Annotated in this window: 1 protein-coding gene; it reads left to right on the top strand. The window is 60.6% G+C overall.

Annotated elements, in window-relative coordinates; genetic code table 11:
• The first annotated feature begins 76 nt into the window (after positions 1–76).
• Positions 77–1,264 carry an IS481 family transposase gene (locus HNQ95_RS33320; protein WP_067956582.1) on the top strand — a complete coding sequence of 396 codons (1,188 nt, stop codon included), beginning with the start codon at positions 77–79 and terminating at the stop codon, positions 1,262–1,264.
• The last annotated feature ends 34 nt before the right edge of the window (positions 1,265–1,298 follow it).

Here is a 1,298-nt window from a genome sequence, read left to right as displayed (position 1 = left end):
TGAGCGACCCGAGACATAGGTGACGTTTCGTACCGGACACATGGGTAACACTTTTGGCTTTTGGCCGGAGGTGTTGATGCCGTGGAAGGAGAGTTCGGTGATGGAGGAACGTCTTCGTTTTGTTGCGCGGCTTCTGGATGGCGAGGGCATGAGTGATGTGTGCCGAGAGTTCGGGATTTCCCGCAAGACCGGCTACAAGATCCTCAACCGCTACAAGGACGACGGCCTGGAGGCGCTGACCGACCGGTCACGGCGGCCGGTCCGCTATGCCAATCAACTGCCCTGTCAGATCGAGCAGGCGATTGTGAAGGCCAAGAAGGACAAGCCGCACTGGGGCGCCAGGAAGATCCGTGAGCTTCTGGTGCGCAAGCTGGCCGGCGACGTTCGGCTGCCGTCGACGAGCACGGTCCATGCCGTGCTCGACCGCCACGGCCTTGTCACGCGCGCCCGTCAGAGGCGGCGCTGCAAGGCCGAGGGCACGCCGCTGTCGGCGGCATGCTGCCCCAACGATCTGTGGTGTGTCGATTTCAAGGGCGAGTTCAGGCTCGGCAATCGCCAGTACTGTTACCCTTTGACGGTGACTGACCAGGCCTCGCGCATGATCCTTCTGTGCGAAGCCCTCGAATCAACGCGGGAGGTGCCCGTCGTCGAAGCCTTCGTGAGGTTGTTCAAGCAGCGCGGTCTGCCGGCGGCGATCAGAAGCGACAACGGGCTGCCCTTCGCCTCTCCCAACGGGCTCTACAATCTGTCCAGGCTCTCGGTCTTCTGGCTGCGGCTGGGCATCGACATCGAGCGCATCAAACCCGGCAACCCGCAGCAGAACGGCAGGCATGAGCGTATGCACCGGACCCTCAAGCAGGAGACGACCCGGCCGCCGGGCATGAACATTCTACAGCAGCAGGCCAGGTTCGATGCATTCGTCAGCGAATTCAATGCCGAACGACCGCACCAAGCGATCGGCATGAAGGTGCCGGACGAACTCTATAAGCCCTCTTCAAGAGCCTATGAGGGGCTGCCAGACCTGCATTACCCCTTCCATGACCGCGACATCCTCGTCACCGCCTGTGGCCGCATCTGCATGCACCGCAAGAAGATCAATATCTCGACCGTGCTCGCCGGCCAGAGGCTCGGAATCACTGAAGTCGACGACGCCATTTGGCTCGTCTCCTTCATGCACTATGATCTTGGCTATATCGACCTCGAACAGAGGACCCTGCAGACCATCGACAACCCGTTCGGCACGAGGTTGTCACCCATGTCTTAGGTACAAACTGTTACCTATGTCTTCGGGCTGTACA

The sequence above is a fragment of the Aminobacter ciceronei genome (genome assembly GCF_014138625.1).
Classification (GTDB): domain Bacteria; phylum Pseudomonadota; class Alphaproteobacteria; order Rhizobiales; family Rhizobiaceae; genus Aminobacter; species Aminobacter ciceronei.
Note: the sequence above shows the minus strand (reverse complement) of the source record. Positions and strands in the feature narration are given on the sequence as shown.